Source organism: Kitasatospora arboriphila (assembly GCF_039528095.1).
In the GTDB taxonomy this organism is placed as follows: Bacteria; Actinomycetota; Actinomycetes; order Streptomycetales; family Streptomycetaceae; genus Kitasatospora; species Kitasatospora arboriphila.
The window spans coordinates 20,629-46,507 of sequence record NZ_BAAALD010000010.1 but is presented as its reverse complement, the minus strand read 5'-3'; the positions used below and the strand labels follow the sequence as shown (position 1 = coordinate 46,507).

Here is a 25,879-nt window from a genome sequence, read left to right as displayed (position 1 = left end):
GCCCGCCTCGGTCGGAGGCGGGAGTCACCTGCCACGCTCCGCCCGGGGTCCGGGTGCGGCAATCGGAGTACGGCCGTTCGGGCCGGGACAGCCGGGGCGGCCCGGGACCCGGTCGGGGCCGGGTCAGGCGGGGTCGTGGCCGGGGGAGGTCCGGGCGGCGCGGGCCAGCAGCAGGGCGGCGGCCAGACCGCCGGCGAGGACGGCGGCGGCGCCGACCAGCTGGGCGGTGCGGGAGGCCTCGGTGAAGGCGTCGAGGACGGCGGCGCGGTCCGCCTCGGTGCGGGCCGCGGCGAGGGCGGCCGGTACGGAGGCCGCGGCCGGCAGGGCGGCCGTCAGCCGGGCGTTCATCACGGCGCCGAGCGCGGCCACCCCGAGGCTGCTGCCGGCCTCGGCCATCGCACCGTCGATGCCGGCGCCGGCTCCGGCCCGGTCCGGCGGGATCGAGCCCACCACGGCCTCGACGATGGCCGGGTTGGCGACCGCGCAGCCGGCGCCCATGAGCACCAGCCCGGCGAGCAGCGGCCCGTAGCCGCCGCCGGCGAACGCGGCGGTGCAGAAGCCGGCGGCGAGCACCGTCATGCCGAGGGCGATGGAGCGGGGCGTCCCGAGCCGGGCGATCAGCCGGGCGGTGAGGCCGGTGAAGTTGAGCGCGACGACGGTGAGCGCGAACGGCGCCATCCGCAGGCCGGCCTCCAGCGGCGGGTAGCCGCGGACGAACTGCAGCTGCTGGGTGAGCAGGAAGAGCACGCCGGCGCTGCCGAAGGTGATCAGCACGACGCCGGTGACCGCCCCGGTGAACCGCCGGTCGCGGAAGAACGCCGGGTCGAGCATCGGGTGGGCCGTCCGCCGCTCCCAGTGGGCGAAGGCGGCGAGCAGCAGCAGGCCGGCCGGGGCGGGCAGCAGCACGTGGGCGGAGGCCCAGCCGTGCTCCGGCCCGGAGACGACGGCGTAGACCACCGCGGTCGTGCCGGCCGTGGAGAGCAGGGCGCCGAGCAGGTCGGGCGGGCCGCCGCCGGGGGCGCGGGACTCGGGGACGAGCAGCCGGGTGGCCGCCAGCCCGAGCAGCACCACCGGGACGTTGACCAGGAAGAGCGCGCCCCACGCGAAGTGCGCCAGCAGCAGGCCGCCGACCGGCTGGCCGGCCGCGAAGCCGAGCGCGCTGACGGCGCTCCAGGCGGCGATCGCCCGGGTGCGCTCCTCGGCGTCGAAGAGCTGCATCACCACGGCGAGCGTGCTGGTCATCAGCAGGGCGCCGCCCACCCCCATGCCGGCCCGGGCGGCGATCAGCTGCCCGGTGGTGGTGGAGAGCCCGGCGGCGAGCGAGCCGAGGCCGAAGAGGGCGAGCCCGGTGAGCAGCAGCCGGCGCCGGCCGTACCGGTCGGCGGCGGCGCCCGCGGCGAGCACCAGCCCGGCCTGGACGAGGGAGTAGGCGTTGACGATCCACTGGATGCCGGCGGTGTCCGCGCCGAGCTCCCGGCCGAGGGTGGGGACGGCCACGTTCAGCACGGTGTTGTCGAGCACCACGACGAGCTGGGCGAGGCAGATCACCGCGAGGGCCGGCCACCGGCCGGGCAGGCGGGCCTCGCGGGCGGACTCCACCGGCGCGGTGGCGGCGGTCACCGGGCCGCGGGGGCGAAGCGGGCGATCGGGTTGGCCAGGGTGCCGACCAGCTGCAGGGCGGCGGACGGGTCGGCCAGGTCGACCATCTGCCGGTTGTTGCGCAGCTGCAGCCGGTTGAGGCAGGACAGCGCGAACTCGGGCGCGAACGGGTCGTACCGGTCGAACCGGTCGGCGAGGTGCGGCACCGAGTCGCGGTAGTCGGCGACGCACTCGGCGACCGTCCGCCAGAAGCCGTCCTCGTCGAGCACGCCGTCCTCGGCGAGGGTCGCGGCGAGGTAGCGGAAGAAGCAGTCGAAGACGTCGGTGAAGATCGACAGCAGCTTCATGTCGTCGGGCACCGCGGCCCGGACGCGCCGGACGGCGGGCGGCAGCACCGCGTTCTCGTCCATGACGACGATCTCCTCGGCGATGTCCTTGAAGACCGCCCGCTGCACGGTGCCGCCGTCCAGCACGAGGATCGTGTTCTCGCCGTGCGGCATGAACGCCAGGTCGTAGGCGTAGAAGCTGTGCAGCAGCGGGGTCAGGTAGGCGTCCAGGTAGCGTCGCAGCCACACCTCGGGGGCGAGGCCGGACCGCCCGATCAGGGCGGCGGCCAGCGAGCGGCCGGCCCGGTCGGTGTGCAGCAGGGCGGCCATCGTCATCAGCCGCTCGCCGGGGGCGAGGGAGGGCACGGGGCTCTCCCGCCAGAGCGCGGCGAGCATCTTGCGGTACGGCGAGTACCGGTCGGTGGCGGCCTCGTACTGGCGGTGCCGGTAGCCGATCGCGGCGTGCTCGCGGATGATCGTCAGGCCGGTGCCGCGCAGCACCTCGTCGTCGGCGATCAGCTTGGCCAGCCAGTCGTTGATGGCCGGGGTGGCCTCCATGTAGGCGGCCGAGAGGCCGCGCATGAAGCCCATGTTGAGCACCGAGATGGCCGTCTTCACGTAGTGCCGGGACGGGTCGCTGGTGTTGAAGAAGGTGCGGATGGACTGCTGGGCGAGGTACTCGTCGTCGCCCTCGCCGAGGCAGACCAGGCGCTGCTGGGCGACCTCGCCGGCGAAGGTCACCGACAGCTTGTTCCACCACTGCCAGGGGTGCACCGGCAGCAGGTGGTAGTGGGAGAGGGAGAGCCCGCGGGCGGCCATCGCGGCGGCGAACCGGGCCAGGGTGGCCGGATCCAGCTCCTGGCGGATCAGCGTGTCGTAGTCGGTGTCCGCGCAGGAGGTGAAGACCGAGTGGTCGCGGTGCGCGGCGAGCCAGACCAGCTTGACCGGGGAGGCGGCCTCCGGGGCGTACCGGTGGTACTCGTGCACGCCGAAGCCGATCCGGCCGTTGTTGGCGACGAAGCCGGGGTGGCCCTCGGTCATGCCGGTCTCGACGGTCTGGAAGTCCGCCTCGGCGAGCTCGTCGGCGCCGAGGGCGGGCCGGGAGAGCTTGTAGGCGGTGCCGGCCAGGGTGGAGGAGATCTCCTCCAGGTAGACCGGCAGCACCTCGTCGGTCAGGCCGAGCGTGCCGCGCAGTTCGATGCAGAAGTCCAGGGCGTCGAGCGGCAGTTCCTGCTCGCCGCGGTGCCGGGTGACGGACCCGTCCGGGATCTGCCAGTGGTCGAGGGCGCGCAGCCGGGCGGTGAAGCGGTACTCCACCGTGCCGTCGTCGCTGCGGACGGCGTACCGGCCGTCGGGCAGCCGCTCGGGGGCGAGCAGCCGCTCGTGCGAGAACTCGGCGAGCGCCTTGCGGACGAGCAGCCGGTTGGCCCGTGCCCAGGCGTCCGGCGTCAGGTGGGCGACGGCTCCGGCGGGCATCATGCGGCGGCTCCTGCGAGGGCGTGCTGGAACTGGGCGCGGGTGCAGACGCTGAGCAGGGCGTCCTTCTCCGGCTTGGCGATCGGGCCGACCACCTCGAAGCCGACGGCGGCGTTCAGGGCGTGGACGGCGGTGTTGCGGACGTCCGGCTCGACGACGACGCGGCGGGTGGCCGGGTCGTCGAAGAGGAAGGCCATCACGGTGGTGATGACGGCCCGGGTGAAGCCGTGCACCGGGGTGTCGGCGGGCGCGCACAGGAAGTGCATGCCGACGTCGCCGGGCTCGGCGTCGTGGAGGCCGACGAGTTCGAGCCGGGCCGGGTCGTAGCGTTCGGCCAGGAAGGCCGGCACGCCGTCGACCAGGCCGAGGAAGGCGTCGTGGTGCGGGTGCCCGGTGATCCGCCGGTACTCGGCGCGGACGTCGTCCTCGGTGGCGTCCTGCATCATCCAGAACGCGGCCTTGGGGTGGGTGACCCAGCCGTGCAGCAGTGCGGCGTCGGCGTCCGGGTCGAGCGGGCGGACGGAGAACTCGCCGAGGCGGGCGTCGGTGCGGGTGAAGAGCGTCATGCGGGGGCGCCCTCCGGCGCGCCGAACTCCTGGAAGGCGATGGTCTTCTCGATCGGGTAGACCTCGCGGCCGGTCAGCTCGCGGACGATCCACGAGTTGCGGTACGGGCCCATGCCGAGGTCGGGCGAGGTGATGCTGTGGGTGTGGGTGCCGCCGTTCTGCAGGAAGATCCCGCGCCCGGTGGTGTCGATGCTGTAGTTGCGGGCGACGTCGAAGCGGCCGCGGCCGTCCCAGCGGATCCGGTCGTGCACCGGCTCCAGGAAGGCGGGCGGGGTGTACGCGTAGCCGGTGGCCAGCACCAGGCCCTCGGTGGTCAGCGAGAAGTCCCGCTGCTGCTCGGCGTGGTGCAGCCCGAGGGTGTAGGTGCCCGGCGTCTCGTCGTACGAGGCGCTGCGCAGCGCGGAGTTGGTGAGCAGCCTGGTCGGGACGGGGCCCTTGACGCTCTTCTGGTAGAGCAGGTCGTAGATGCCGTTGACCAGGTCGGCGTCGATGCCCTTGAAGAGGCCCTTCTGCTCGGACTCCAGGCGGTAGCGGGTCTCCTCCGGCAGGGCGTGGAAGTAGTCCACGTACTCGGGGGAGGTCATCTCCAGGGTGAGCTTGGTGTACTCCAGCGGGAAGAACCGCGGCGAGCGGGTCACCCAGTCGAGCCGGTAGCCGTGCACGTCCGTCTCGGCGAGCAGGTCGTAGTAGATCTCGGCGGCGCTCTGGCCGCTGCCCACGACGGTGATGCTGCGCTTCTTCTGCAGCGCCTGCTTGGCCTCCAGGTAGCCGGAGTTGTGCACCAGGTCGCCGCCGAGCCCGCGGCAGGGCGCGGGCAGGAAGGGCGGGGTGCCGGTGCCGAGCACCAGGTGCCGGGCGCGGTGCCGGACGGTTTCGCCGCCGGCCTCGGAGACGACGGTGTACAGGCCGTCGGCCCCGTCGTACTCGACCCGGGTGACGGTGTGCCCGAAGCGGACGCTGCGCAGCCTGGCGGCGGCCCAGCGGCAGTACTCGTTGTACTCGCTGCGCACCGGGTAGAACATCTCGCGGATGTAGAACGGGTACAGCCGGCCGCGCTCCTTCAGGTAGTTGAGGAAGGAGTACGGCGAGGTCGGGTCGGCGAGCGTCACCAGGTCGGCCATGAACGGCGTCTGCAGGGTGGCGAAGTCGAGCAGCATCCCGGGGTGCCAGTCGAAGTCCGGCTTGCTCTCCAGGAACACGCCGTCGAGGCCGTCGATCGGCTCGGTGAGGCAGGCGAGGCCCAGGTTGTAGGGACCCAGCCCGATCGCGACGAAGTCGTGGGTGGACATGCTTCTCCCGTGATGCGGAGGGGGCGGGCGGGGATCAGACCGCGGTGGGGCAGAGCTCGGGGGCGACGGCGGCCCGGTCGTTGACGTACCGGCCGGCGTGCTCGGCGAGGAGGTCGAGGACGTGCGCGATGTCGTCCACGGTGGTCTCCGGGTTGAGCAGGGTGAACTTCAGGTGGTGGCGGCCGTCGACCTTGGTGCCGGCGACGACGGCCTCGCCGGAGGCGGCGAGCGCCTCGCGGGCGTACAGGTTGGCCTCGTCGGCGAGGTCGCGCGCCGGGCCGGCGGGCGGCAGCCAGCGGAAGACGACGGTGGACAGCTGCGACTTGGTGACGACCTCGAAGCGCGGGTCCTCGGTGAGCATCTCCCAGGCGGCGGCGGCGCGGTCGACGACCTCGTCGAAGAGCAGGCCGACGGCCTCGGCGCCCATGGTGCGCAGGGTCAGCCAGAGCTTGAGGGCATCGAAGCGCCGGGTGGTCTGGATGCTCTTGTCGACCTGGTTGGGGATCCGCCGCTCGGCCATCCGGGCCGGGTTGAGGTAGTCCGCGTGGTAGGTGGCGTGCCGCAGCACGGCGCCGTCGCGGACCAGCACGGCGGAGGAACTCACCGGCTGGAAGAAGGACTTGTGGTAGTCGACGGTGACCGAGTCGGCCCGCTCGATGCCGTCCAGCAGGTGCCGGCGGGTGGGGGAGACCAGCAGTCCGCAGCCGTAGGCGGCGTCCACGTGCATCCACACCCCGGCGGCGGCGCACAGGCCGGCGATCTCGGGCAGCGGGTCGATCGAGCCGAAGTCGGTGGTGCCGGCGGTGGCGACCACGGCCATCACGGTCAGGCCCTCGGCGGTGCAGCGGGCGAGCTCCCGGGCGAGCGCCTCGGGCTTCATCCGGCGGCCGCGGTCGGTCTCCACGGAGATCACCGCGTCCATGCCGAGGCCGAGCAGTTTCGCGGACTTCTTGACGCTGAAGTGGCTGGCCTCGGAGGCGATGATGCGCAGCTGCGGCAGCAGTTCGTGCTTGGCCGGCGGGGTGTCGGCGGCGGCCGCGAGGGCGGTGCAGGCCTCTTCGCGGGCGAGCAGCAGGGCCTGGAGGTTGGACTGGGTGCCGCCGCTGGTGAAGACGCCGTCGGCGTCCGGGCCGAGGCCGATCCGCTCGGCCGTCCAGTCGATCAGGCGACGCTCGATCAGGGTGCCGCCGGCGCTCTGGTCCCAGGTGTCCAGCGAGGAGTTGACGGCGGTGAGGACGGCCTCGCCGAGCAGGGCGGGGATCACCACCGGGCAGTTGAGGTGGGCCAGGTAGCGGGGGTGGTGGAAGTAGACGGCGTCGCGGAGGTAGACGTCCTCCAGCTCGGCGAGCGCCTCGGCAAGGTCGCCGAGCGGGCGGTCGAGGTCGATGCCGGATATCTCCGGGGCCAGCCGGTCCGGGGTCGTCCCAGTGAAGGGGCGGGTGGTGGTAGAGACCTTGGCGGCGACGGTCTCGACGCCGGCCCGCAGGGACTCCCGGTAGCGCTCCACCGTGCGGTCGTTGAACAGGTGTGATCTGGCGTCCTCCAGGGTGGCGGTGCTGCCTGCCGACGGCTCGACGGTGTGGCCCCGGAAACTCATGGTCAGTCCTCAACGGTCGCGGACGGGGAGTGGAACTTAGGTTAGCCTATCCTAAGTTCCATGCATGCGCGACGGCCCGTACCCCGGAGTCGGGGAACGGGCCGTCGTGGAGGTGCGATTGACGGTGTGTCGAATTCAGTCCTCGTCAGAAGACGTGCCGGAAGCGGCCTCCAGGCGCAGCTGCTCCTCGGAGGCGCCGCGCCGCCAGTAGCCGGAGAAGGTCACCGCGGCGCGGTCCGTCCCGCGCTCGCCGACCAGGTGCCGGCGCAGCGCCCGGACGCTCCCGGACTCGCCCGCGATCCAGGCGTACGGGGTGCCCCCGGGCAGGTCGGCCGCGCGGACGGCCTCCACCAGCGGGGTCGCCCCGCTCTCCCGGACCAGCCAGGTGATCTCCACCTCCGGTCCGGCGGCCAGGTCCTGGATGTCCTGCGCGTACGGGACCTCGATCCAGACCCGGGCGCGGGTGGCCGGCGGCAGCGCGTCCAGGATGCCGCCGACCGCGGGCAGTGCCGTCTCGTCCGCGGCCAGCAGCACCCAGTCGGTGCCGGCCGGCGGCCGGAAGCAGACGCTGCGGTTGTCCTCGACCGCCGGGCCGAGCATGACCACCCGGTCACCCGGTGCGGCCTTCGCCGCCCAGGAGGCGGCCGGTCCGGCCGCGCCGGGCACGTCGACCCCGTGCAGCACGAAGTCGACGTCCACCTCGTCCGGGTCACGGCGCTGCGCGCGGACGGTGTACGAGCGCATCACCGCCCGGACGTCCTCGTCGAGCGCCCGCCAGGCGGCGAACCAGCCCTCGCCCTCCTCGACCGGCAGCACCGGGGCGTCCTGCCCGGGGTGCGGCAGGAAGAGCGAGAAGCTCTGGTCCCGGCCGCCCGAGGCGAAGCCGGCCAGCTGTGCGCCGCCGAAGGTGACCCGCAGCATCGTCGGCCCGAGCCGGCGGGTGCGGACGACCTCGGCCTCGAAGAAGCCGTACTGCGCCGCGATCGCGGAAGCGGTGGCCATGGCGGCGTCAGCTCACCTTCTTGGCGTTCCGGATCGCCTTGGCGAGGTTCTCCAGCAGCGGCGCGGCACCCGCGTACGAGAAGCGCGGCACGGCGTCCCACGGGGTGACCTGGCCGGCCTTGACGGCGGGCAGCTGGCCCCAGGCCGGCTTGGCGGCGAGGTCCTTGGGCTGCAGCGCGGTCGAGCGGTTGTCCAGCAGGATCAGGTCGGCGGGGAACTTGCCGGCGTTCTCCCAGCTGAGCGCCTCGAAGTAGTCGCCGGCCTCCAGCTTGGTCGGCACCACGATGTCCACGCCGAGCTCGGCGAAGTACATCAGGTCGGTGGAGACCTTCGGGTTGGAGACGTAGAAGATGTCCGCGCTGCCCGAACAGGCCATCACCTTGAGGCCGCCGGCGGCCTTGGCGGCCTGGCGCAGCTCCTCGGCGGCCTTCTCGAAGCGGGCCTTGGCGTCGGTGACCTTCTTTGCCTTCAGGTCCGCGCCGAGCGACTCGGCGAGTGCGGCGTACCGCTCGATCGGCTTGGTCATCGGGACGCGGGCGGTGGTGATCGCGACGCTCGGGGCGAGCCCCAGGATCTTGTCCTTGCTCTCGTCCGGCACGTACCAGAGCGCGTCCGGGTCGTACATGTGCGTCACCAGCAGCTCGGGCCGCAGCGCCGCGTACTTCTCGACGCCGAACTCGCCCCAGACGTTGCCGAGGATCTCGACCTTGTCGACCTTCAGGTCGCCGGCCGTCGGGTCGGCCTTGCCGTCGGCGGTCTTCGTCTCGCCGAAGACGCCGACGATCTGCTCGTCCAGGCCGAAGTCCACCAGGGCGGCCGCGGTGCCGGTGTACGCCACGACCCGCTTCGGGGCGGACTTGGCGGTGACCTCCTTCCTGCGGTCGTCGGTGAACGACCAGGAGCCCGCACCGGCGGGCTTCGCCGAAGAGCCCGACGCGCCGTCGGATCCCGAACCGCCGCCACTGCCGCAGGCGGCCAGCACGGCACCGAGGGCGGTGGCGCCACCGGCGGCGAGCAGGCCGCGACGGGAGAGGCGAGCGGCAGTTCTGGAACGCGGCATGACGGTGTCTCTCTCGGTTCGAAGGGGGCGGGTGCGGCGGTCGGCGCAGGCAGGGACTGGCGGCCGACCCGCAGCGGACATTAGGTTAACCTAACCTAAGTCGTTGTCCAGAGGGGGTTCCGGAATCCGGTCCCCGCCAGCGCCGGAGCACCACCCGTGTCTCTCACCAAGCCGCCACAGGCCCAAGGGGGTTCGGCCGAACCCGCCGACCTCCGACGGCGCCCGCCCGGCGCCCGCACCGCGCTGCGCGCCGCCGGCCTCCTCGCCGCCCTCGCCGTCCTGATCGCCGTCCTGGTCCTCAGCGTCGGCGTCGGCGCCAAGCAGCTCGCGCCCGCCGAGGTCTGGCACGGCCTCACCGACCCCGCCTCCGGCTCGTACACCGTCGTCCACGAGATGCGGCTGCCGCGGACCCTGCTCGGCCTGCTCGCCGGCACCGCGCTCGGCCTCGCCGGCGGCGTCATGCAGGCCCTCACCCGCAACCCGCTCGCCGACCCCGGCCTGCTCGGCATCAACGCCGGCGCCTCCGCGGCCGTCGTCTCCGCCGGCACCTTCCTCGGCATCGCCACCTTCGACGGCTACGTCTGGTTCGCCCTCGCCGGCACCGCCGCCGTCGCCGCCCTGGTCTACGCCGTCGGCGGCGGCCGCGGCGCCACCCCGGCCCGGCTCGCCCTCGCCGGCTCCGCCCTCAACGCCACCCTCTACAGCTACGTCAGCGCCCTGATGCTGCTGGACACCGGCGCCCTGGAGAAGATGCGCTTCTGGACGGTCGGCTCGCTCGCCGGCGCCCAGGCCTCCACCGTGCTCAAGGTGCTGCCGTTCATCGCCACCGGTCTGCTGCTCGCCCTCGCCCTCGCCCGGCCGCTCAACGCCATGGCCCTCGGCGACGACTCCGCCCGCGCGCTGGGCGCCCGGCCCGAACTCGTCCGCGCCGCCGCGATCACCGCCGTCACCCTGCTCTGCGGCGCGGCCACCGCGGCCTGCGGACCGATCGTCTTCGTCGGCCTGATGGTGCCGCACTTCGTCCGCGCCCTCACCGGCCCCGACCTGCGCTGGCTCTTCCCCTACTGCGCGGTCCTCGCCCCCGTTCTGCTGCTCGGCGCCGACGTGCTGGGCCGCGTCCTCGGCCGGCCCGGCGAACTCCAGGCCGGCATCGTCACCGCCGTCCTCGGCGGCCCCTTCTTCCTCTGGTTCGCACGCCGCGGAAAGGTGGCCCGGGCATGAGCAGCACCCTCCGGATCGGCACCTCCGTCTCCGTCCGCCACCGGCCCCGCGCCCTGCTCGTCGGCGCCTCGGCCGCCCTGCTCGCCCTCGCCGTCGGCGTCCTCGCCCTCGGCAGCGGCGACTACCCGATGAGCACCTCCGACGTGCTGCGCACCCTCACCGGCGGCGGCAGCCCCGCCGAGGACTTCGTCGTCAACGACCTGCGGCTGCCCCGCGTCGTCACCGCCCTGCTGGTCGGCGCGGCCCTCGCCCTGTCCGGCGCGCTGTTCCAGTCCCTCGTCCGCAACCCGCTCGGCAGCCCCGACATCCTGGGCTTCACCCAGGGCGCCGGCGCCGGCGCCCTGCTCGTCGTCCTCGCCGGCGGCAGCAGCCTCGCCCTGGCCGGCGGCGCGGTCGCCGGCGGCACCGCCACCGGCGCCGCGATCTACGCCCTCGCCTGGCGGCAGGGCGTCCAGGGCAGCCGGCTCGTCCTCGTCGGCATCGGCAGCGCCGCCATCCTCACCGGCATCAACGGCTACCTGCTGACCCGCACCCAGCTCATGGACGCCGCCCGCGCGATGCTCTGGCTCACCGGCAGCCTCGACGGCCGCGGCTGGCGCGACGCCGTCCCGCTGCTGATCGCCCTCGCCGTCCTCGGCCCCGCCGTGCTGCTCGGCTGCGGCCGCGCCCTGCGGATGCTGGAGATGGGCGACGACGCCGCCAGCGGCCTCGGCATCCGGGTCGAGCGCGTCCGCCTCGCCCTGCTCGTCTGCGCCGTCCTGCTCGCCTCGCTCGCCGCGGCCGCCGCAGGACCGGTCAACTTCGTCGCCCTCACCGCACCCCAGCTGGCCAAGCGGCTCACCCGGGCGCCCGGCCCCAACCTGCTCGCCGCCACGTGCACCGGCGCAGCCCTGCTCGTCACCGCCGACTACGCCGCCCAGCACGCCTTCGCCGGCCACCAGCTGCCGGTCGGCGTGGTCACCGGAGTCCTCGGCGGCGGCTACCTCGTCTGGCTCCTCGCCACCGAGCGCCGGGCGGGCCGGCTGTGAACAGACGGACCGCACCCCGCACCAGCACCACGCCCCGGAACGGAGAACCGACCATGGACAGCGGCGGAACGCGCCTCGCCGGCGCCGAGCTGACCCTCGCCTACGAGAAGCGCACCATCGCCGAGGGCCTGACCGTCGCCGTCCCCGACCGGTCGTTCACCGTCGTCGTCGGCCCCAACGCCTGCGGCAAGTCCACCCTGCTGCGCGCCCTCTCCCGCACCCTCAGGCCGGCCGCCGGCTCGGTGCTGCTCGACGGCCAGGACATCGCGACGATCCCGGCCCGCAAGGTCGCCCGCACCCTCGGCCTGCTGCCCCAGTCCTCCGTCGCCCCCGACGGCATCACCGTCGCCGAACTCGTCGCCCGCGGCCGCTACCCGCACCAGGGCCTGCTCCGCCAGTGGTCCGCCCGCGACGAGGAGGTCGTCACCGAGTCGATGGCCGCCACCGGCGTCGACACCCTCGCCGACCGGCTCGTCGACGAACTCTCCGGCGGCCAGCGCCAGCGCGTCTGGATCGCCATGGCACTCGCCCAGGAGACCCCGCTGCTCCTTCTCGACGAGCCCACCACCTACCTCGACATCGCCCACCAGATCGAGGTCCTCGACCTGTGCGCCCGGCTGCACGAGGAGCAGGGCCGCACCCTCGTCGCCGTGCTGCACGACCTCAACCACGCCGCCCGCTACGCCACCCACCTGATCGCCATGCGGGACGGCAAGGTCGTCGCCTCCGGGCCGCCCGCCGAGATCGTCACCGCCGACCTCGTCGAACAGGTCTTCACGCTGCCCTGCCGGGTCATCGACTGCCCCGAGACCGGCACCCCGCTGGTCGTCCCCGCCGCCCGCCGCGGCGCCGCCCGCCCCGAAGGGAGCCGGGCATGACCGCCCGCACCTACCGCGACGCGTACGGCATCCCGCACCTGCGCGCCGACGACCCGCTCGAACTCGCCCGCGCCCAGGGCCGCAACGCCGCCGCCGACCGCGCCTGGCAGATCGAGGTCGAGCGGCACCGCGCCCGCGGCACCTCCGCCGCCTTCCTCGGTGCCGACGCCCTCGGCTGGGACGTCTTCGCCCGGCGGGCCCGGCTCGCCGACACCGCCCGCCGCTGCTACGACGCCCTCGCCCCGGCGACCGCCGCATGGGTCCGCGCCTACGTCGACGGTGTCAACGACGGGCTCGCCGAACACGGCCACCGGGCCCCCGAGTTCGCCGCCGCCGGGACCACCCCCGGCCACTGGGAGCCGTGGACCCCGCTCTCCGTCTGGCTCTCCCACCACGTCCTGTTCGCCGGCTTCCCCACCAAGCTCTGGCGCGACCGGGTCGCCCGCGCCCTCGGCGAGGAGCACACCGAACTCTTCGCCACCGACGGCCCCGGCACCTCCGGCAGCAACGGCTGGCTGATCGCCGGCGGGCGCACCGGCAGCGGCGCCGCCCTGATCGCCGGAGACCCGCACCGCTTCGTCGAGGACCCGGGCATCTACCAGCAGGTCCGGCTGGCCTGCCCGGAGTACGACGTGATCGGCCTGGCCGTGCCCGGCGTCCCCGGCATCGGCCACTTCGGCCACACCGGCGGCGTCGCCTGGGCGATCACCAACGCCATGGCCGACTACCAGGACCTGTACCGGGAACGGCTGCGCCGCACCGACGGCCTCGGCGGCCCCGGCGTCGAGGCGCTCGGCCCGGACGGCTGGCAGCCCGCCGCCGTCCACCGCGAGACGGTCGAGGTCGCCGGCGCCGGACCGGTGGAGATCGAGATCGTCGAGACCGCCCGCGGACCGGTGATCACCGGCGGCGCCGACGGCGAAGGGGAGGCCCTCAGCCTCCGCTGCCTGCCGCGGGTCGACGTCGAACTCGGCTTCGACGCGCTGCCCGCCCTGCTGCGCGCCCGCACCGTCGACGACGTCGACCGCGCCTTCGACCACTGGATCGAGCCGGTCAACGTCGTCCAGGCCGCCGACACCGCGGGCGGCCTGCTGCACCGGGTCGCCGGCGCCGTCCCGGACCGGCCCCGCGCCAACAGCCTGCGGCCCGTCCCCGCCTGGGAGGCCGAGCACGCCTGGCGCGGCCGGCGCCCGATGCCGCGCGCCGAGGTGGACGGCACCGCGGTGATGGCCAATCAGCGGGGCCTCGCCGCCCCGCTCGGCGTGGAGTTCGCGCCGCCGCACCGGGCCGACCGGATCGCCGACCTGCTCGCCGCCCCGGTCGCCTGGACGGCGGCCGACATGGCGCTCGTCCACATGGACACCCACCTGGCCTCCGCCGCCCCGCTGCTCGACCTGCTCGCCGCCCTCGACGCCCTCAGCCCGGCCGCCGAGAAGCTCCGCGACCGGCTGCTGGCCTGGGACCGCCGGATGGCGGCCGACTCCACCGACGCCGCCCGGTTCGCCGAGCTGCGCTCCGCCGTCGTCCGCCGGTTCGCCGCCGAACCGGCGCTCGCCGGCCTCACCGGGCCCTCGCCGTACCCGGAGCCGTTCCTGCCCTGGCTGGCACTGCTGCCCAGGATCGCCTACGCGCTGGAGACCCTGCTGGCGGAGGACCGGCTGCCCGGCGTGGACCGCGCCGCGCTGGTGCGGGCCGCCGCGGAGGAGACCGCCGCCGCCGAGGACACCGGGCGGACCTGGGGCGCCACCCACCGGCTGGCGCCCTGGCAGGCGCTGCCCGGTGCCGACGGCGGATCCGACGAGGACCGGCCGGGGCTGGCCGGCGACCACGACTGCGTGCTCTCCACCTCCAGCGTGCCCGGCTTCACCGACCGCAGCGCCCGCGGACCGGCGGCCCGGTACGTCTGGGATCTGGCCGACCGCGACAACAGCCGCTGGGTGGTGCCGTTCGGCGCCTCCGGGTTGCCCGGCCACCCGCACCGGCGCGACCAGCTGCCGTTGTGGCTGAGCGGCGGCCTCGCACCCGTCACCACCGACTGGACCCGCCTCACCGAGGAGCCGTGATGACCGCCGACACCCCCGCCCGGGCGGCCCTGCCCGCGGACCGCCCGGCGCTGCACGAGGAGCGGCTGCCCGTCGTGGGTGCCGTCCGGATCGTCGAGCTGGACCCGGCCGCCGACGCCGGACTCGTCCACCGCTGGGTCACCGAACCGCGCGCCCGCTACTGGGGCATGCTCGACGCCGACCGCGAACAGGTCCGGGAGACCTACGAGTTCGTCGACTCGCTGACCACCCACCACGCCTTCCTCGCGCTGCGCGACGGCCGCCCGGCCGCGCTCTTCCAGAGCTACGAACCCGAGCACGACCCGGTCGGCGAGTGCTACGACGTCCGGCCGGGCGACCACGGGATGCACCTGCTGATCGGCCCGGCGGACGGCCCCCCGCAGCACGGCGTCAGCCGGGCGCTGGTCGGCGTGTTCGTCCGCTTCCTGCTCGCCGACCCGGGCCGCCGCCGGATCGTCGCCGAGCCCGACGCCCGCAACGACCGGGCGATCGCGCTGCTGCGGCGCTGCGGCTTCGAACCCGGCCCGGAGATCGACAAGCCGGAGAAGCGGGCCCGGCTGGTCTTCCTCGACCGGGAGGCCGCCGAACGGGCCTGACCCGGACTCAGACCGTCAGCACGATCTTGCCCCGGGTGCCGCGCGACTCGATCAGCGCGTGCGCCTTCGCGGCCTCCTCCAGCGGCAGCACGTGCTGCACGTGCGGGCGCAGCCGGCCCTGCCCCGCCAGCTCGGCCAGGGCCGCCAGCCCGGCGGCGTCCGGCGCGACGGCCGGCCCGGCGAGGCGCCGTCCGGCCGCCGCGGCCGCTGCGGTGAGCTCCGGGCTGTTCCGCTCGATCAGGGTGATCAGCATGCCGTCCTCGGCCAGCAGCGGCAGCGAACGCCGCCCGTATCCGCCGACGCCGTCCAGGACGACGTCGAGCCCGCCCAGCCCGGCGGCGAAGTCGCCGGCCCGGTAGTCGATGACGCGGTCCGCCCCGAGCGAGCGGACGAAGTCGTGCTTGGCCGCGCTCGCCGTGGCCAGTACCTCCGCGCCGCGGGCCCTGGCGATCTGCACCGCGAGGTGGCCGACCCCGCCGCCCGCGCCGTGCACCAGCACCCGCATGCCCTCCCGCAGGCCGGCCGTGCCGACCAGCGCCTGCCAGGCGGTCAGCCCGGCCAGCGGCAGCGCGGCGGCCCGCACGTGGTCCAGGCCGGCCGGCTTGCGGACGAGGTGCCCGGCCGGCGCCGCGACGTACTCGGCGTAGGCGCCCGCCGGCCGCGGGAAGCACGGCATGCCGAAGACCTCGTCGCCGACCCGGAACCGGGTGACGTCCGGGGCGACCTCCTCGACCACGCCCGAGACGTCCCAGCCGAGCACGAACGGCGGCTCGCCGAGCATCGGCAGCGCACCCGCCCGGACGTGGGCGTCCACCGGGTTGACCGAGGCGGCGTGCACCCGGACGAGCACCTCGCCGGGGCCGGCGACCGGGCGGACGGCCTCGGCCGGGACGAGGACGTCGGGGGTGCCGAAGGACTGCTGGACGATGGCGCGCAAGGGGTGCTCCTGGTGGCGGCGGGGGTGCGGCGGGACGGTCCCGCCGATCGGTTCGGTGTCCACCGTAGGAACCATGTGCGAGACGATGAATGGCTGATCGACTCGATTCGATGTCCGATCGTCTCCAGGTGGTGGGCGGGCGGATAGGCTCGCCGGGTGGACATCCTCACCGACGCCGTCGCCTCCGTACGGACCGGCAACCCCGTCTCCGCCCGCACCGACTGCCGGGCGCCCTGGGGCCTGCGCTTCGCCGAGCAGGCCGGCGCCGGCTTCCACGTGGTGCTCGCCGGCACCTGCTGGCTGATCGAACCCGGCGGCGCCACCACCCGGCTCGGCCCCGGCGACATCGTCTTCGTGCGCAGCGGCCGGGAGCACGTCCTCGCCGACGACCCCGGCTCCCCGGTCGTGGACTACCGGGCCGACCTCAGCTGGCCCCGGCCGCCGACGCCGAGCCCCGCCGATCCCGGCACCGGCCCGGTCAGCACGATCCTCTGCGGCTCCTACCTCCTCGACCAGGAGCGCCCGCACCCGCTGGTCGCCACCCTGCCCCCGCTGATCCACCTGCCGGCCCGGCGCGGCCGCCACACCGCCCTCGCCTCCGCGGTCGACCTGCTCGCCGCCGAACTGGAGCGGCCCGGGCCCGGCTCCGACGGCATCGTCGCCCAGCTGATCGACCTGCTGCTGCTCTACATCCTGCGGGCCTGGCTCGACGAACAGCCCGACGCCGCGGCAGCCGGCTGGGCCGCCGCCCTGCGCGACCCGGCGATCGCCCCCGCCCTGAAGGCGATCCACGCCGACCCCGGCGGCACCTGGACGGTCGAGAGCCTCGGCGCGGGCGTCGGGCTCTCCCGGGCCGCGTTCGCCCGGCGCTTCACCGCCCTGGTCGGCGAACCGCCGCTCGCCTACCTCACCCGCTGGCGGATGACCACCGCGGCCGGCCTGCTGAGGCACTCCGACACCCCGATCGCGGTGGTCGGGGACCGGGTCGGGTACCGCTCCGAATTCGCCTTCGCCAAGGCCTTCAAACGCGCGTACGGGCAGCCGCCCGGCCAGTACCGGCGGCGGGCCCGCGAGGCCGCCTGACCCCTGCGCGGCGGCGTTCGGTCCGGTGCGTCCAACACGCCGAGGTCGGCCGAGGGGGCGCGGGCGGGCGGTCCGCGGCGGATACTGGCGCCATGGTCCAGAACCCAGAGAACCCGGAGTTCCCCGAAGACTACGACGAGGAGTCGCCGGCCGTCATGGAGGCGGAGGACGAGGAGCGGGAGGTGGCCGAGCGCCAGGTCGACGAACTGGAGCAACTGCGCGAGCGGCGGGCCCTCGGCGCGGACCAGGCCGACGACGGCGACGCCGTCGAGCAGTCCATCGTGGTCTCCCTCGACGAGGACGACTACCGGGACTGAGGCAGCCGCGGGCAGCACCCCCACGGGCAGCACCCCAGTGGCAGCACCCCAGGGGCGCGGGGAACTGCGCAGTCCGGGAGCGGGTACGCCACAGAATTTCGGGCCGCGCGCTGATCCGTAGGGCAGCCCCATCCGACTTGCGCAGTTCTCCCCAGCCTTCGGCCGGGAGGTGCCCCCACGCGCCCCTGGGGCGTTGCCTACAGGGCCCGGCGGCGCTGGAGCCAGGTGAAGGCGAGCCAGCCCGGGAGGACGGGCAGCAGGAAGACCAGCAGCCGGAAGAGCATCACCGCGGCGAACGCGCTGCCCTGGTCCATGCCGCCGGTGTGCGCCAGGCCCTCCGTCAGCAGACCCTCCACCACGCCCGCGCCGCCCGGCGTGGGCGCCGCGGAGCCGGCCGCGTTGCCGGCCAGGAACACCACCGCGACCGCGCTGAAGGACGGCCGGGCGCCGACCGCCAGTGCGCAGCAGTACAGGCAGGCCACGAAGGCCGTCGAGACCAGCAGTTGCCCGGCGATGCCGGCCGCCAGCTTGCCCGGCTGCTGCAGCAGGTCGAGCAGGCGCGGCAGCACCTCGGCCCGCAGCGGCCGCAGCAGGCCGACGACCCGCCGCCGCAGCCAGGGCACGGCGAGCGCGGACAGCAGGACGGCGGCGACCAGGCCGAGGCCGGCCGCGAGCCAGGCCGGGCTGGGCAGTTCGGTCTGCGGTCCGAGGCCCACCAGGGTGGTGAAGAAGGCGAGTTGCAGCATGTGCAGTGCCAGGCCGACCAGCTGGGAGGCGCCCACGCTGGAGAGTGCCTGTGCGGTGGGGATCCCGCTGGCCTGCAGGAACCGGGTGTTCAGTGCGATGCCGCCCACTCCGCCGGGTGACACCAGTTTGACGAAGGAGCCCGCCACTTGGGCGGCGAGCGCGCCGCGCGGGTCGAGCCGTTCCGGGACGAAGCCGATGAATCCGAGGGCCGCCGCGCCGTAGCTGGCGACGGCCGCCAGGACGGCCGCCGAGAGCCAGAACGGGTCGGCGTCGGCGACCGCGCGGAAGGAGTCGAGGCCGGAGCCGAACAGTGCCTGCAGCAGCAGGTACCCGCCGGCCATGCCGGCGGCGACGGTGGCGAGGGTGCGCGGCCGCAGCCGTTCCAGCCGGACGGGTTCCGCCGGTGCCTGCGGGCGCAGCCGGAGCACTTCCGCGCGTATCGCGGCGGCCAGTTCGGGCTGTGCGGCGAGGGCGTCGCGGGTCGCCCGGGGCAGGGCGATCGGCTGCAGCAGCGGCAGCGCGGCGCCGATCGTGGCGGGCCCGAGCACCGTGGCGCCGGCGGCCACCGCCCGTTCCGGACCGGCCTTCAGGGCCAGCGCGGTGAGCATCCCGGCCACGTCGAGGCGCAGCAGGAGTTCGCCGGCCGCGATCTCGCCGTACGCGAGTTCGGTGAGCTGCACCGCGCCGTCCGGGCCGAGGCGGACGGTGTCGGGGCCGAGGGTGCGGTGGGCGATGCTGCGCCGGTGCAGCAGCCGCAGCTGCTGCCAGGCGTCGTGCAGCACCTCGTCGGTGACCTCGTCCGCGGGGACGTCGCCGAGCGGCCGGCCGGGCAGGTGGCGGTAGGCCACCAGGGCGGCGTCCGGACCGAGTTCGGCGGCGGCGAGCGGCTCCGGGGTGCGTACCCCGGCGGCGAAGGCTGCGTGCGCCACCAGGGTCTGGTGCTCCAGTCCTTCGCGCAGCGAGCGCAGGCCGAGCGGCAGCGGGGCGGTGCGCAGCCGCAGCAGTTGCCAGACGTGCTGCGGCAGGCCGAGGGCGGCGGCGCGCCGGTCGAGCAGCCGGACGTCGAGGTCGGGCCGGTCCTGGTGCTGGGTCACCAGGTACCGGCAGGGGCCGGCCACCCGCACGGTGTTCGGGCGGGTCCCGGCGTTGCGCAGGGTCACCCAGAGCTGCAGTTCGGACGGCTCCCGGGTGGGTTCGCCGACGGCCCAGGCGACCAGGTGCGCGGTGGTCCAGCCGACCAGCAGCGCGAGCAGCACCGACAGCGGGGTGGCGTAGCCGGTGAGCAGGCCGGACAGCCCGGCGGCGGTGAGGGTGGCGGCGAGCGAGGCGCGCCAGCGGGGCAGTCCGCCGGTGCCGACCGCGGTCATGAAGGCCAGGACGGGGGCCAGGTGTCCGTACACCGGGTCGGTGCGGCCGGGGCCCTCGGGGAAGGGGTGGGTGAGCGCGGTGAGCCCGCCGACCGCGAGGTCGAGGAGGAGCGAGACGGCGTAGGCGAGGACGGCGGCGAGCACCCCGTCGGCGACCTGCCGGCCGGCTCGGCGCAGCACCCGGCCGACGGCGAAGGCGAGCGGCACCAGCAGCAGGGCGGCCGCGCTGCAGGCGGCCAGCAGCCGCACCGGGGGTCGGGGGAGCAGGCCGGTGCCCTCGACGACGTCGGCGTCCAGACCGCCGGCGGTGCCCTGGGCGTACTGGGCGAGCAGCAGGAGCAGGCCGATCGCGGTGAGCCCGATCAGGGCGCGGATCAGCGCCGCGGGGTGCCGCACCCGGCGGTGACGCGGTGTCGCGGGCGCGGTCCGCAGTTCTCCTGCAGGGGTCAGCGTGGCCACGCGGCATGCTCCCACATCCCCCGGACGGGGGAGTGCGATGCCGGTCACGAGATCCGCCCGGTTGCCGGGCCGGGCCTGCGGAGGCTCGTCGGGCGGGTGTCCGGGCCAAAGGTGCGGGGTCGGCGGGCGGGGGGGGTACAGGAAGGAGTGAAAACGCTAAAATCCGGACATAACACCCCGTGCGGTCGGCGTTCCCCGAGTCCCGCGGCCCCCGCGGGCGGCCCGGCTGCGGAAGGGAGGCCGACCATGGCCAAGCAGACCACCGGCAAGATGACCAAGCTCCGCCGCGGCACCCAGGAACTGCTCGAACGCCGCGGCATGGCCACCAACCCCGGCCCGCTCGCCCCGCAGCTGCACACCGACACCGCCTCCGCCGCCCGCAACGGGCCGTACTTCGGGGACGCGGTGTTCAGCCACGGCGGGCGCCGCTCCGACACGACGGCGGGGCCGATGGCCGGCGTCGCCCACCACGTCGAGCTGCCGGGCCACCGGCACCGCGGCGCGGAGAAGCACTCCGCGCACTGAGACGGCCTCCGCCCGCGCACGGCCGCGCCCCGCCGACGCCGACGGGGCGCGGCCGTGCGCGCCCGTACGGAAGAGTGGGCCCGTGCCGCCGCCCGGCGGCCGTCCCCGACGCGGAGGAGCACCGCATGTCCGACAGCCCCCTGCTGCAGACCCGTGAGGAGTGGCTCGCCTCGCTGACCAGGGTGTACGCGGCCGCCGGCTGCCTGATCACCGACCCGCAGGGCCGGGTGCTGATCGTCAAGGCCGGCTACCGCGAGCACTGGCAGTTCGTCGGCGGGACGGTCGACCCCGGCGAGAACCCGCAGCAGTGCGCCACCCGCGAACTGCACGAGGAGACCGGCATCGAGAAGGAGGCCGGCGAGCTGCTGGCCGTCGCCTGGACCAACCCCTCGGGCGAACTCGACCACCCCGCCTGCCACTTCCTCTTCGACCTGGGCACCCTGCCGGCCGACACCCCGATCACCCTGCCCGCGGGCGAACTCGACGATCACCGCTGGGCGGAGGTCGACGAGGCGCTCGAACTCCTCGGCCCGGCCCGCTCGCTGCGCCTGTCGGCGGGCCTCGCCGCCCGCGCCGACGGCCGCACCCGGGTCGTCACCAGCCCGGTCAGCGGCCTCTGAGCGGCGACCGCCGCGTCACAGGGCGAGCTTGAAGCCGTCGTGGCTGCGCTCGAACCCCAGTGAGGCGTAGAAGCGGTGTGCCTCGGTCCGCCGCTTGTTGCTGGTCAACTGCACCAGGGAGCAGCCCTGTTCGCGGGCCCGGTCGATCGCCCGGGCCAGCAGCAGCCGGCCCAGCCCGCCGCCGCGCCGGTCGGCCCGGATCCGGACGGCCTCGATCAGCGCCCGCTCCGCCCCGCCCCGGCCGAGGCCGGGGATGCGGGTCAGCTGCAGGCAGCCGAGCACCGTGCCGTCGCCCTCGTCGAGCACCAGCAGTTCGTTGCGCGGATCCGCCTCGATGGCGGCGAAGGCCGCCTCGTAGGCTGCACCGATCCGCACCGACGCCGGATCGGTGACGGCGGACTCGTCGGCGAGCAGGGCGAGCACGGCAGGCAGGTCGCCGCGGACGGCGGTACGGACGATCACACGGGGAGTCTGGCAGATGGAGGTCGTGGAGTACCCGGAGGCCGAGGTGCCGGCCCGGCTCCGGGCCCAGGTGTGGGCCCTGCAGGAGCGGGCCTGGCCCACCGGGGCGCCCGACCCGGGGGTGAGTCACGACCCGGCGCTCGACCCGCGGAGCATGCTGCTGGTCGACGGGCCGCGGGTGGTGGCCGCGCTCGACCTGCTCGGCAAGGACCTCCGGCACGGCGGCGAGGTGTTCGCGGCCCGAGGGCTGTCCGCGGTGGTCACCGACCCGGCCTGCCGGGGCCGCGGCCACGGGCTGGCCCTCGTCACGGCGGCCCGCACGCGGATCGCCGCGCTCGGCGCCGACCTCGGCCTGTTCACCTGCGACCGGCCGCTGCAGGGGTTCTACGAGCGGGCCGGCTGGGAGGTGCTGCCCGGGGCCGTCCTGGTCGGCGGAACGGCCGAGGAGCCCTTCCCGAGCGACCGGCCCGGCTTCGACAAGGCCGTCCTCGCCGGGTTCTTCTCCGCGCACGGCCGGGCCCGCCGGCACGGCTTCGACGGCGCCCGGATCGCGCTCCACCCGGGCACCGTCGACCGTCTCTGGTAGCGGCCCCGGCCCGGGTGCGTCAGGCCAGCAGCCGGGCCCGGACCGCCGCCGTGTCGGCCGCCGGCAGGAAGACGCCCGGCTCGAACTCGGCGATCGTCTCCAGCAGGGCCGCCTCGGCCGTGGTGCCGGCCCGGTCCAGCACCGCCTCGATCTCGGCGGTCTCGTCGGGCCGGCCCAGCATCGCCCAGAGCGGGCGCAGGTTCCCGGCGCTCAGCAGGTAGTCGTCGACGATCGCGTCGGCCGCGACCCCGGCCACGGCGAGCAGCACCAGCGCGGCGAGTCCGGTGCGGTCGCGGCCCGCGCCGCAGTGCACCACCACCCCGCCCGGCGCCGCCCGGCCGACCGCGGCCACCACCTCCGCCACCGCCCGCGGGCAGTGGTCCAGGTACGGCCGGAAGGCCAGCGGGGTGCCGTCCAGGCCGCCGAACCGCGCCCACCACTCCGGTCCGGCCAGCTCGTCCAGCGGTACCCGGACCAGCTCGATGCCGTCCGGGCGCTGCAGCAGCGGCCGGTACTCCTCCTCGTTGCGCAGGTCGATCACGGTGCGGATGCCGTACGCCTGCAGCGCGGCCCAGCCCTCGGCGGTCAGCCGGTCCAGGTTGTCGGCGCGGACGACGGCCCCGCGCCGCGTCCGCCGGCCGTCCCGGGTGGGCAGCCCGCCGAGCTCGCGCACATTGAGGCAGCCGTCCCACACCAGGCGCCGATCGTCCGTCATGTCCCGTTCCCCCCAAGCCGTTGCGGGGCCCCTGCGGATCCCCCTCAGAACAGACTCCCGGGGGTGCGCCGATGGTTCCCCGGACGCCGCCCGCGCCCGGCGGTTCAGCCGCCGAAGGACCAGAGGTGGCGGCCGGCCGTGTCGCGGCAGCCGACGGCGCCGAAGCGGGTGTCGCCGACCGAGAGGAAGCCGGTGGCGGCGCCGCGGAGCACCTCGCGGGCGACCCGGTCCGCCGGCGACCAGTCGCCGTACAGCCGCAGCACCCGGTCGGTCAGCTCCGTCCGGCGGATCGGGGCGACGTCGGCGAGCCGAAGCGCGGCGTTGACGTCCACCAGCTCCTCGGGGCCGAGGTAGCGCTCGGTGCCGCCGGAGGCCGCCTCCAGGCGGCGGAGCAGCTCGGGCAGCCCGTAGTGGCGCACGGCCGCCACCGTGTCCTGGACGGCGACCGCCCAGCGCGGGCCGGGCGTGATCTGCCACCACACGTCGCCGCCGACCGGCAGCAGCCGGCCTATCCGGGTGTGCCAGGACTCCAGGCCGGTGACCGCGTTCGGGTCGGGCCGCACCGCCCGTCCGGGCCGGTCGGCCGCCCAGGCGGACTTGCGGGTGAGCCCCAGGTTCACCGTGTAGCGGACGACGCGGTCGTCGGCGGTGCCGAGCTCGACGCCGAGCAGCGCCCAGTGCTCCTCGTCGGGCAGGGCGAAGGTGTGCCGCCAGCCGGTGAAGCCCATGGTGCGCAGGGCGGGCGCGAGATGGTCGCGCATGCCCTCCGCGAAGAGCGTCCGGGCAGTGGTCATCACGGTGTCCTGGGGGTAGGCGGGGTCCGGGGGTGGAGGACCGGGCGGGCCGCGGGGGGTGGAGCGGCCCGGTCCAACGTATGCCCCGGTCACCTCTGTCGGACGCGGACGAATGACAGCTGCTGCCAGGACATTGGTCCTGCCGGCCGCGGACTTCGGGCCCGAACCACGGACCTCGCCCTGCCGCCCCACGGCCGCGCCGTGATGGCCCATGATGTGGCGGGTGCACAGTGCAGATCACCACGGCCCGGGCGTCGGCGACCCGGCGGGCCACACCACCAGCCCGGACCACCCGCCCGGCCGGACGGCGGACCTCACCGCGGCCGTGGCGGCCGCCCGGAACGGCGACGAACAGGCCTTCCGCCTGCTCTTCAGAGCCGTCCAGCCCGGTCTGCTGCGCTATCTGAGAGTGCTGGTCGGCGGCAGACCCGAGGACGCCGAGGACATCGCCTCCGAGACCTGGCTGCAGGTCGCCCGCGACCTCGCCGGATTCCAGGGGGACTCGGACGGCTTCCGCGGCTGGGTGGCCACCATCGCCCGCAACCGCGCCATGGACCACCTGCGCCGCCAGCGCCGCCGCCCGGTCGCCGACCTGCCCGTCGAGCACCTGCTCGACCTCGCGGCCGCCGAGGACACCGCGCACAGCGCCATCGCCACCGTCACCACCGAGGACGCGCTCGCCCTGATATCCCGGCTGCCCCGGGACCAGGCCGAGGCCGTCCTGCTGCGCGTGCTGCTCCAGCTCGACGCGGAGAGCGCCGCCCGGGTGCTCGGCAAGCGCTCCGGCAGCGTCCGGATGGCCGCCCACCGCGGACTGAAGCGGCTGGCCAAGCTGCTCGACCAGACCGGCGGACCGGCCGCCGGACTGCCCCGGCAGCAGCCCGCCGAAAAGAATTCCGCGCAGGGTGTGACACGCGCGCGGACCGCGACGCTGAAGGACATGAGATGAGCAAGAACCGATCCCGCCGGATCGACCGGGACACCGCCGAGCAGCTGCTCGGCGGCGCCGCGGTCGGCTCGGAGGCCGGTCCGGCCTCCCTCACCGGTCATGCGGCCCTCGCCGGGCTGCTCGCCGCCGCGGCAGCCCCACCCGCCGACGGCGCACTGCCCGGGGAGGAACGGGCCGTGGCCGCCTTCCGGGAGGCTCGTCGCACACCTGCACCGCAACCCGGGAGAGCGACCATGGCGGACCACGCGCGAAGGAGGACCTTCACGCTGAAGGCACTCGTCGCGGCGTTCGCCGTGACCGCCGTCGGCGGCGTCGCCGTCGCCGCGGGCACCGGCAACCTGCCGCAGGCCCTCGGCGGCAGTCCGGCCAAGGGGCACGCCCCCGTCGCGCCGGACGCCTCCCCGACCGACCCGGCCTCCGCCTCCCGCAACGGCCACGGCACCCCTAGCGGGCGCCCGGCCCCGTCCGGCAGCGCGGGCCGCACCGACGCGGCCGGCTCCCCGTCGGCCGGCTCCCAAGCGGGGGGCTCCGCCTCGGCGGCCTCCGCGCTGCCCGACCTCGCGGCGCTCTGCCAGGTCTGGACGGACCGCTCGCGCAGCGGCACCAAGCCGCGCGACCTGCTGGCCGAGCCGCGGATGGCACCACTGGTCGCGGCGGCCGGCGGCACCGCCAAGGTCGACTCGTACTGCAAGTCCGGCAAGGGCAGGACCGCCACGGCGAGCCCGTCCGCGACCACCGGTACGGGGCACGACGGCGGCCAGCCGAGCGCCTCGCCGACCAAGGCGGAGCGGACCTCGACCCGCACCGCCGCGCAGAACCTCACCGACACCGTCGACAAGGCCGGTGCCGCGGTGAGGTGACACCACAGACTCCGGACGGCCGGCGGGCACACACCCCCCCCGGGCTCGGCGGCCGTCCGGTGACCGCACCACCCCGAAGACTCCGGGGGGTCGGTGGGTTCCCCCGTGCCCACCGCCTCCCCGGGAACCGCTCCGGACGGGCGCAGGAACTCCCCCGGGTCCTTGTGCCCGTCCGGATCCGCCCCGACGGGCGCCCCGGAACCCCGGGCGGGCGGTGGATTCCCCCGTGTCCACCGCCCACCCGGCCGTGCCGGGCCCGGGGGCGACGATTGGAGCACCCGTGACCGACGACACGCTGCGGATCCCCCGCGTGACGGCGCCACGACCGGACGCCCCGGTGTTCGTCGACGGCAGCGGGCGCCGCCGGCGGCTGGTCCGCCGGGCCGGCTGGCTGCTCACCGTGCCCGCCGTCGGCTACCTCGGCCTGCTGGCCTCCAGTCTGGTCGGCGGCCCCGTCCTGGACGCCCCCTTCCTGCCGGCCCTGCCCGCGCACACCGCGACCCCGGCGGCCACCGTGCCCGCCCAGGCCCCCGTACCGGCCGCAGCGGGCTCCGAACCGGCGTCCGGCCCCGCCGGTGCGGCCGGACCGACCGGCACCCGCAGCACCGCGACCACCCGGCCGACGGTGCCCGCCACCCGCACCACGGCGCCCGCCACCCCGCAGCCGACCGCCACGGCGACCACCGTGCCGAGCCCGACCCACGGTCGCTCCACCGCACAGCCCGGCCGCAAGCCCACCAAGACCCCGTGAGCGCCG

General features: G+C 75.3%; 25 protein-coding genes. 13 read left to right on the top strand and 12 right to left on the bottom strand.

Annotated features, from left to right (window positions below; genetic code table 11):
- Positions 1-123 precede the first annotated feature (123 nt).
- The 7 genes from ABD353_RS08045 to ABD353_RS08015 all read right to left on the bottom strand — a co-directional run bounded on the left by ABD353_RS08045 (position 124) and on the right by ABD353_RS08015 (position 8,915).
- Positions 124-1,620 (bottom strand): MFS transporter, encoded by a 1,497-nt coding sequence (locus ABD353_RS08045; protein ID WP_425555100.1) that lies wholly within the window; start codon positions 1,618-1,620, stop codon positions 124-126.
- A complete protein-coding gene (locus ABD353_RS08040) occupies positions 1,617-3,404 on the bottom strand; it encodes an IucA/IucC family protein (protein WP_344622788.1) in 1,788 nt (595 codons plus the stop codon). Before ABD353_RS08040 ends, ABD353_RS08045 begins: the two co-directional genes overlap by 4 nt.
- Positions 3,401-3,967 (bottom strand): GNAT family N-acetyltransferase, encoded by a 567-nt coding sequence (locus ABD353_RS08035; RefSeq protein WP_344622787.1) that lies wholly within the window; start codon positions 3,965-3,967, stop codon positions 3,401-3,403. The genes ABD353_RS08040 and ABD353_RS08035 overlap by 4 nt, the downstream gene beginning before the upstream one ends.
- Positions 3,964-5,256 carry a lysine N(6)-hydroxylase/L-ornithine N(5)-oxygenase family protein gene (locus ABD353_RS08030; RefSeq protein ID WP_344622786.1) on the bottom strand — a complete coding sequence of 431 codons (1,293 nt, stop codon included), beginning with the start codon at positions 5,254-5,256 and terminating at the stop codon, positions 3,964-3,966. The genes ABD353_RS08035 and ABD353_RS08030 overlap by 4 nt, the downstream gene beginning before the upstream one ends.
- A 34-nt stretch (positions 5,257-5,290) precedes the next feature.
- Positions 5,291-6,853 carry a pyridoxal phosphate-dependent decarboxylase family protein gene (locus ABD353_RS08025; protein WP_344622785.1) on the bottom strand — a complete coding sequence of 521 codons (1,563 nt, stop codon included), beginning with the start codon at positions 6,851-6,853 and terminating at the stop codon, positions 5,291-5,293.
- A 135-nt stretch (positions 6,854-6,988) separates the two neighbouring features.
- A complete protein-coding gene (locus ABD353_RS08020) occupies positions 6,989-7,855 on the bottom strand; it encodes a siderophore-interacting protein (protein ID WP_344622784.1) in 867 nt (288 codons plus the stop codon).
- 7 nt (positions 7,856-7,862) lie between these two features.
- Positions 7,863-8,915 carry an ABC transporter substrate-binding protein gene (locus ABD353_RS08015; RefSeq protein ID WP_344622783.1) on the bottom strand — a complete coding sequence of 351 codons (1,053 nt, stop codon included), beginning with the start codon at positions 8,913-8,915 and terminating at the stop codon, positions 7,863-7,865.
- Between the two features lie 156 nt (positions 8,916-9,071).
- Between ABD353_RS08015 and ABD353_RS08010 the strand changes: the two genes are divergently transcribed.
- The 5 genes from ABD353_RS08010 to ABD353_RS07990 are packed head-to-tail and all read left to right on the top strand — an operon-like array spanning position 9,072 to position 14,701.
- On the top strand, positions 9,072-10,136 hold the full coding sequence (locus ABD353_RS08010; RefSeq protein WP_425555099.1) for a FecCD family ABC transporter permease: 1,065 nt from the start codon (positions 9,072-9,074) through the stop codon (positions 10,134-10,136).
- Positions 10,133-11,164, top strand: coding sequence for a FecCD family ABC transporter permease (locus tag ABD353_RS08005; protein WP_344622782.1), 1,032 nt, complete (start codon positions 10,133-10,135; stop codon positions 11,162-11,164). Before ABD353_RS08010 ends, ABD353_RS08005 begins: the two co-directional genes overlap by 4 nt.
- A 53-nt stretch (positions 11,165-11,217) precedes the next feature.
- Positions 11,218-12,042 carry an ABC transporter ATP-binding protein gene (locus tag ABD353_RS08000; protein WP_344622781.1) on the top strand — a complete coding sequence of 275 codons (825 nt, stop codon included), beginning with the start codon at positions 11,218-11,220 and terminating at the stop codon, positions 12,040-12,042.
- Entirely contained in the window at positions 12,039-14,105 is a 2,067-nt protein-coding gene (locus ABD353_RS07995; RefSeq protein WP_344622780.1) for a penicillin acylase family protein, read from the top strand. Before ABD353_RS08000 ends, ABD353_RS07995 begins: the two co-directional genes overlap by 4 nt.
- Positions 14,105-14,701, top strand: coding sequence for a GNAT family N-acetyltransferase (locus ABD353_RS07990; RefSeq protein WP_344622779.1), 597 nt, complete (start codon positions 14,105-14,107; stop codon positions 14,699-14,701). The genes ABD353_RS07995 and ABD353_RS07990 overlap by 1 nt, the downstream gene beginning before the upstream one ends.
- A gap of 7 nt (positions 14,702-14,708) precedes the next feature.
- Here ABD353_RS07990 and ABD353_RS07985 read toward each other — a convergent pair whose 3' ends face one another.
- Positions 14,709-15,638, bottom strand: coding sequence for an NADP-dependent oxidoreductase (locus tag ABD353_RS07985; RefSeq protein WP_344622873.1), 930 nt, complete (start codon positions 15,636-15,638; stop codon positions 14,709-14,711).
- 156 nt (positions 15,639-15,794) lie between these two features.
- Between ABD353_RS07985 and ABD353_RS07980 the strand changes: the two genes are divergently transcribed.
- Both ABD353_RS07980 and ABD353_RS07975 read left to right on the top strand, forming a co-directional pair.
- On the top strand, positions 15,795-16,721 hold the full coding sequence (locus ABD353_RS07980) for an AraC family transcriptional regulator (protein WP_344622778.1): 927 nt from the start codon (positions 15,795-15,797) through the stop codon (positions 16,719-16,721).
- Between the two features lie 92 nt (positions 16,722-16,813).
- Positions 16,814-17,038: a hypothetical protein gene (locus ABD353_RS07975; protein WP_344622777.1), complete on the top strand. Its 225-nt coding sequence runs from the start codon at positions 16,814-16,816 to the stop codon at positions 17,036-17,038.
- Between the two features lie 197 nt (positions 17,039-17,235).
- On the opposite strand, the gene ABD353_RS07970 is transcribed toward ABD353_RS07975, so the two are convergent.
- Positions 17,236-19,611 (bottom strand): lysylphosphatidylglycerol synthase domain-containing protein, encoded by a 2,376-nt coding sequence (locus ABD353_RS07970; protein WP_344622776.1) that lies wholly within the window; start codon positions 19,609-19,611, stop codon positions 17,236-17,238.
- Positions 19,612-19,857: 246 nt separating this feature from the next.
- Between ABD353_RS07970 and ABD353_RS07965 the strand changes: the two genes are divergently transcribed.
- Together ABD353_RS07965 and ABD353_RS07960 are read left to right on the top strand one after the other, a co-directional pair.
- Positions 19,858-20,136, top strand: a complete 279-nt coding sequence (locus tag ABD353_RS07965; protein WP_344622775.1) for a hypothetical protein — start codon at positions 19,858-19,860, stop codon at positions 20,134-20,136.
- Between the two features lie 125 nt (positions 20,137-20,261).
- The gene (locus ABD353_RS07960) at positions 20,262-20,756 is read left to right on the top strand and encodes an NUDIX domain-containing protein (RefSeq protein WP_344622774.1); all 495 of its coding nucleotides are present in this window, start codon (positions 20,262-20,264) and stop codon (positions 20,754-20,756) included.
- A gap of 15 nt (positions 20,757-20,771) precedes the next feature.
- On the opposite strand, the gene ABD353_RS07955 is transcribed toward ABD353_RS07960, so the two are convergent.
- The gene (locus tag ABD353_RS07955; protein ID WP_344622773.1) at positions 20,772-21,218 is read right to left on the bottom strand and encodes a GNAT family N-acetyltransferase; all 447 of its coding nucleotides are present in this window, start codon (positions 21,216-21,218) and stop codon (positions 20,772-20,774) included.
- A gap of 16 nt (positions 21,219-21,234) precedes the next feature.
- Between ABD353_RS07955 and ABD353_RS07950 the strand changes: the two genes are divergently transcribed.
- Entirely contained in the window at positions 21,235-21,804 is a 570-nt protein-coding gene (locus ABD353_RS07950) for a GNAT family N-acetyltransferase (RefSeq protein WP_344622772.1), read from the top strand.
- 19 nt (positions 21,805-21,823) lie between these two features.
- On the opposite strand, the gene ABD353_RS07945 is transcribed toward ABD353_RS07950, so the two are convergent.
- A complete protein-coding gene (locus ABD353_RS07945) occupies positions 21,824-22,519 on the bottom strand; it encodes a tyrosine-protein phosphatase (RefSeq protein WP_344622771.1) in 696 nt (231 codons plus the stop codon).
- A gap of 104 nt (positions 22,520-22,623) precedes the next feature.
- Positions 22,624-23,313: a DUF4304 domain-containing protein gene (locus tag ABD353_RS07940; RefSeq protein ID WP_344622770.1), complete on the bottom strand. Its 690-nt coding sequence runs from the start codon at positions 23,311-23,313 to the stop codon at positions 22,624-22,626.
- A 214-nt stretch (positions 23,314-23,527) separates the two neighbouring features.
- Between ABD353_RS07940 and ABD353_RS07935 the strand changes: the two genes are divergently transcribed.
- From ABD353_RS07935 to ABD353_RS07925, 3 genes are all read left to right on the top strand, one after another.
- Positions 23,528-24,262, top strand: a complete 735-nt coding sequence (locus tag ABD353_RS07935; RefSeq protein WP_344622872.1) for an RNA polymerase sigma factor — start codon at positions 23,528-23,530, stop codon at positions 24,260-24,262.
- A complete protein-coding gene (locus ABD353_RS07930) occupies positions 24,259-25,122 on the top strand; it encodes a hypothetical protein (RefSeq protein WP_344622769.1) in 864 nt (287 codons plus the stop codon). Before ABD353_RS07935 ends, ABD353_RS07930 begins: the two co-directional genes overlap by 4 nt.
- A gap of 280 nt (positions 25,123-25,402) precedes the next feature.
- The gene (locus tag ABD353_RS07925) at positions 25,403-25,873 is read left to right on the top strand and encodes a hypothetical protein (RefSeq protein WP_344622768.1); all 471 of its coding nucleotides are present in this window, start codon (positions 25,403-25,405) and stop codon (positions 25,871-25,873) included.
- The last annotated feature ends 6 nt before the right edge of the window (positions 25,874-25,879 follow it).